General features: G+C 37.3%; 6 protein-coding genes. All 6 read right to left on the minus strand.

Going from position 1 to position 4,343, the window contains the following annotated elements:
• A partial coding sequence (locus VFS71_RS11355) for a fructose bisphosphate aldolase (RefSeq protein WP_326401373.1) occupies positions 1-812 on the minus strand: 812 nt, incomplete at its 3' end.
• 91 nt (positions 813-903) lie between these two features.
• Positions 904-1,806, minus strand: coding sequence for an oxygen-dependent coproporphyrinogen oxidase (hemF, locus tag VFS71_RS11360; protein WP_326401365.1), 903 nt, complete (start codon positions 1,804-1,806; stop codon positions 904-906).
• Positions 1,796-2,347, minus strand: a complete 552-nt coding sequence (locus VFS71_RS11365; RefSeq protein ID WP_326401366.1) for a GNAT family protein — start codon at positions 2,345-2,347, stop codon at positions 1,796-1,798. Before VFS71_RS11365 ends, hemF begins: the two co-directional genes overlap by 11 nt.
• A gap of 3 nt (positions 2,348-2,350) precedes the next feature.
• Positions 2,351-2,728, minus strand: coding sequence for a hypothetical protein (locus tag VFS71_RS11370; RefSeq protein WP_326401368.1), 378 nt, complete (start codon positions 2,726-2,728; stop codon positions 2,351-2,353).
• Positions 2,729-2,812: 84 nt separating this feature from the next.
• On the minus strand, positions 2,813-3,838 hold the full coding sequence (hemE, locus tag VFS71_RS11375) for a uroporphyrinogen decarboxylase (RefSeq protein WP_326401370.1): 1,026 nt from the start codon (positions 3,836-3,838) through the stop codon (positions 2,813-2,815).
• 88 nt (positions 3,839-3,926) lie between these two features.
• Positions 3,927-4,343 (minus strand): uroporphyrinogen-III synthase (locus tag VFS71_RS11380; protein ID WP_326401372.1); only part of this gene is annotated, 417 nt, incomplete at its 5' end.

The following is a 4,343-nucleotide window of genomic DNA, read 5'->3' on the forward strand; positions in this document are numbered from 1 at the left end:
GCGGAAAGTCCCTCAGAAAGAGCTCTTGAGAAGCTTGCAATCAATCCATGGTTTTCCGAAAGTTTCTGATTGGCTTCTTCCTGAGCATATCCTCCAGACAAAGCTACAACACGTACAACATGCGGATCAGACATTAATTCACTGTAAAAGTCTTTTACCGTTGGGATAGACAATTTCAACATTACTTTCACATCTTTATGCAATAAACCAAGTTGCTTCTTGATTTCTTCTTTCAGAATTGCTTCTGATTTTTCTTTGTCAGCACTATAAATATCAACTTCTGGCTCAATGATGGGAACAAGTCCTTTTTCAAAGATTTGTATGCCCACTTTAAATTGCTGTTCTACGACATCTCGTATTCCTTTGGCATTGGCTTCTTTAATAACAGATCGCATTTTAGTTCCAAAAACATTTCTTGCAACAGCTCGTGTAAGTAATTCATCTAAATTAGAAATCGGTTTCATTAACTGTACTCCATTTTCAAGGTCGGCAAGTCCTTTGTCAACTTTTAAAAACGGAATTATGTTTTTTTTCTCCCATAAATAATCAGCGGTCCATTGTCCGTCAATTTTACGATCCATGGTGTTTTCAAATAAGATCGCGCCCAAAATATATTCACTATCAAATGCAGGACTCTTGATGATTCGGGTTCTCATTTCATGCACAAGTGTGTACATTTCTTCGTCATTAGTGTAACTGCTTTCTTGTACGCCGTACTGAGCTAAGGCTTTTGGTGTACTTCCACCACTCTGATCTAGTGCGGCGATGAATCCTTTTCCGGAATGCATCCGATCCAATTGTGCAATGTTCATTTCTCTCTTTTCCATAATAATGAAATTTAGTTACTATAAATACCTTTGCGTAAGCATCCCAAAAACGTCTTCAAAAAACACTAAAATTACTTTAAATCCATTCTCGGGGATTTTCTAATACTTCTATTAATTTCTCTTCTTCACTTCCTACTTCTGGATGATGGTCATATACCCATTGCACATTTGGCGGCAAAGACATCAAAATACTTTCGATTCGACCGTTGGTTTTTAAGCCAAATAAAGTGCCTTTGTCGTGAACCAGATTGAACTCTACATAACGACCGCGACGAATTTCCTGCCACGTTCTTTGTTCTGAAGTATAGGCTAATGTTTTTCTTCTTTCGACTATTGGAACGTAGGCTTCCAAAAAACTATTTCCTACTTCTGTAACAAAGTTAAACCAATTTTCCATTGACATTTCTTCGGTTGCTTTACAATAATCAAAGAATAATCCGCCAATTCCTCTGGCTTCGTTACGATGTGCGTTCCAAAAATAGGTGTCACATTGTTTTTTGTATTTTGGATAAAACTCGAGATTGTGTTTGTCGCAAGCGGTTTTGCAGGTTTGATGAAAATGAATGGCATCTTCCTCAAACAAATAATAAGGCGTTAAATCCTGACCTCCGCCAAACCATTGCTGAATGACATTTCCGTTATCATCGTACATTTCGAAATAACGCCAATTCGCGTGAACAGTTGGTACCATTGGATTTTTCGGATGCAAAACCAAACTTAAACCGCAGGCAAAAAAATCGGCTTCGCCTACATTGAACAACTTTTGCATTGAATCAGGCAATTTCCCGTGCACAGCCGAAATATTGACACCGCCTTTTTCAAAAACGGCTCCATTTTCGATTACTCGGGTACGTCCTCCTCCACCTTCCGGGCGTTCCCAAATATCCTCACGGAATTTGGCTAGACCGTCAACTGCTTCTAATCCTGCAACGATTGTGTCTTGAAGGTTTTGTATGTATGCGTAAAATTTATTTTTCATTGTTATTATATTCTGACTTAAGCAATCCGAAATAGACCGTGTTCTGCAATTGGCCATCACCATTTCTAAATTCGTCTCGTAAAATTCCTTCTTGTTTGAAATTGTGTTTTAAAGCAATTCGCTGACTTGCCAAATTAATTTCTGAAGTACAGATAAAGACCTTGCTCATCATCAATTCGTTGAAACAAAATTCAAGTGCATCCGAAACCATTTTTGATGTGATTCCTTTTCCCTGAAAATCTTCATCTACAAAATAACCCAATTCACATTTTGAAATGCGGTAATCTATTGTTTTTATACATAAATAACCAATTAAATTGTTGGCTTTGATATCCCTTGCATAAAAATAAAAACCTTCTTTATTCTTTTCTTTATCAAGACTGACTGCCAAAAAATCTTCTGCTTTCTTTGGAGAATCAGAGTTGGCTAAAGTTACTGGAAAAGTTTTTCCAATGTGATTTCTGTTTTTATCTACGAGCTTGTAAAACTCTTCAGGAAGAATATGTTCAATTCGGTCTATTTTCAAATCTGTAAAACTCATCTGTTATTTGCTTTTAAGCGAAGTAATTTTAGTATTTATTCCAAAGGAAAAAACTTTGCTTTCCTGCTGAATATATTGATAAATAGCCAAAGCCTTATCTTGAAAATCATAGTTTTCAGCTTTAGAAAAAGCCACCAAAAAATCAGCAAATAACTCCAACTGATTCCAATCTAAATTAAGGCGTTGCAAATGAACAATCAATTCCTCTTCACTAAATTCATTAAGACTTTCGACATTCATCGCCAAGTCTTTTAATTCATTATCTAAGTAAAGAAGATCTTCTAAATTCCAAAACTTGGGCACATAGACCAATGACATCAGCTTTTTGAGCACGTTGTCAATTCGAATACTTTCTTGGTCTCTTAAGCCTTTGTTTAGCATTTCTTTTTTAGTTGTTGGTTGATCGTTGTTAGTTGATGGCGTTAAGGATTTCCCAAACAACTATCAACTAACAACCGTCAACTATTAGTTCCCGTATTCCTTCACCGCATCAATAAATGCTTTGGCGTGATCTACAGGGATATTTGGTAAAATTCCGTGGCCTAAGTTCACAATGTATTTGTCTTTTCCGAATTCGTCAATCATTTCGTGTACCATTTTCTTGATGGTCGGAATTGGCGAAAGCAATCTTGAAGGGTCAAAATTTCCTTGTAAAGTCACGTTTCCACCTGATAAATAACGGGCATTTCTAGCTGAACACGTCCAATCCACTCCCAAAGCCGAAGCTTTACTTTTTCCCATTTCTCCTAGAGCAAACCAACATCCTTTTCCGAAAACAATAACTGGAGTAACCTCAGCCAAAGCCTCAACGATTTGGTTGATGTATTTCCATGAGAATTCCTGATAATCAACAGGAGAAAGCATTCCTCCCCAAGAATCGAAAATCTGAACGGCATTTACTCCCGATTTTACTTTTTCTTTCAGATATAAAATAGTGGTGTCAGTGATTTTTTGCAATAAAGTATGAGCCGCTACTGGGTTTGAGAAACAAAATCCTTTAGCAGTGTCAAAACTTTTAGAACCTTTTCCTTCCACGGCATAACAGAAAATTGTCCAAGGAGAACCTGCGAAACCAATCAAAGGCACCTCATCATTCAGCATTTCTTTGGTTAATTTAACTGCATCAAAAACATAACCTAAAGTTTCATTTACGTCCGGAACAAATACCTGATTTACTTGCTCCATTGTACGAATTGGATTGGGGATAATCGGACCCAAATTGTCTTTCAATTCTACGTGAATTCCCATCGCTCTTGGCACTACCAAAATATCCGAAAACAAGATAGCGGCATCTGGAGCAATACGACGAATAGGCTGAACGGTGATTTCTGCGGCTAATTCTGGAGTTTCGCAACGGGTGAAAAAATCGTATTTGTCACGCAAAGCTCTAAATTCCGGTAAATATCTTCCGGCTTGACGCATCATCCAAACTGGTGGGCGTTGTACTGTTTCTCCTTTTAAAGCTTTTAAAAATAGGTCGTTCTTAATCATTTTTTTTCTTGCATTAGGCTTTAAGCATTAGGCTTTAAGCGTTTTTGTTTGTCTATAATTTTCTTGCTTATGGCTTATTGCCTAAAGCTTACTGCTTTTTATATTCTGTTATTACATCCTCGATCACGTCTTCAACAGTTGGTTGGTCTGCAACGATGATGTTTTTTGTTTTTTTGTCTAATGCACTTGCGGTAGTTTCGCCAATGCAAAAACAATTCTCGTTTTTAATTGTATTCTCTTTTAGATAACTTTCTACGCCTGACGGACTGAAAAATAGTATCGCATCGATTTTCTCCTTAATCTTTATAGGAGTCAATAGCGTTTCATAAACCTGAATCTCATTGAATTTTATCCCAGCGGCTGCCAAAGCTTTTGGCAGTGTTTCTTTACGGAGATTTCCACTAAAGAAAGTGTAGCTTTCTTGGCTGTAAATCAAAGCAATAATCTCGGCTAAGTCGGCAGCATAACCCGTGTAGGCAACCACATTGAACCCAGCCTCAGATAA

It is taken from the genome of Flavobacterium sp. (assembly GCF_035760125.1).
In the GTDB taxonomy this organism is placed as follows: Bacteria; Bacteroidota; Bacteroidia; order Flavobacteriales; family Flavobacteriaceae; genus Flavobacterium.

What these genes read in the sequence shown, in the direction of transcription:
- hemF (WP_326401365.1), bottom strand. Translation starts at nt 1,806, where the DNA reads ATGAAAAATAAATTTTACGCATACATACAAAACCTTCAAGACACAATC.
- VFS71_RS11365 (WP_326401366.1), bottom strand. Translation starts at nt 2,347, where the DNA reads ATGAGTTTTACAGATTTGAAAATAGACCGAATTGAACATATTCTTCCT.
- VFS71_RS11370 (WP_326401368.1), bottom strand. Translation starts at nt 2,728, where the DNA reads ATGCTAAACAAAGGCTTAAGAGACCAAGAAAGTATTCGAATTGACAAC.
- hemE (WP_326401370.1), bottom strand. Translation starts at nt 3,838, where the DNA reads ATGATTAAGAACGACCTATTTTTAAAAGCTTTAAAAGGAGAAACAGTA.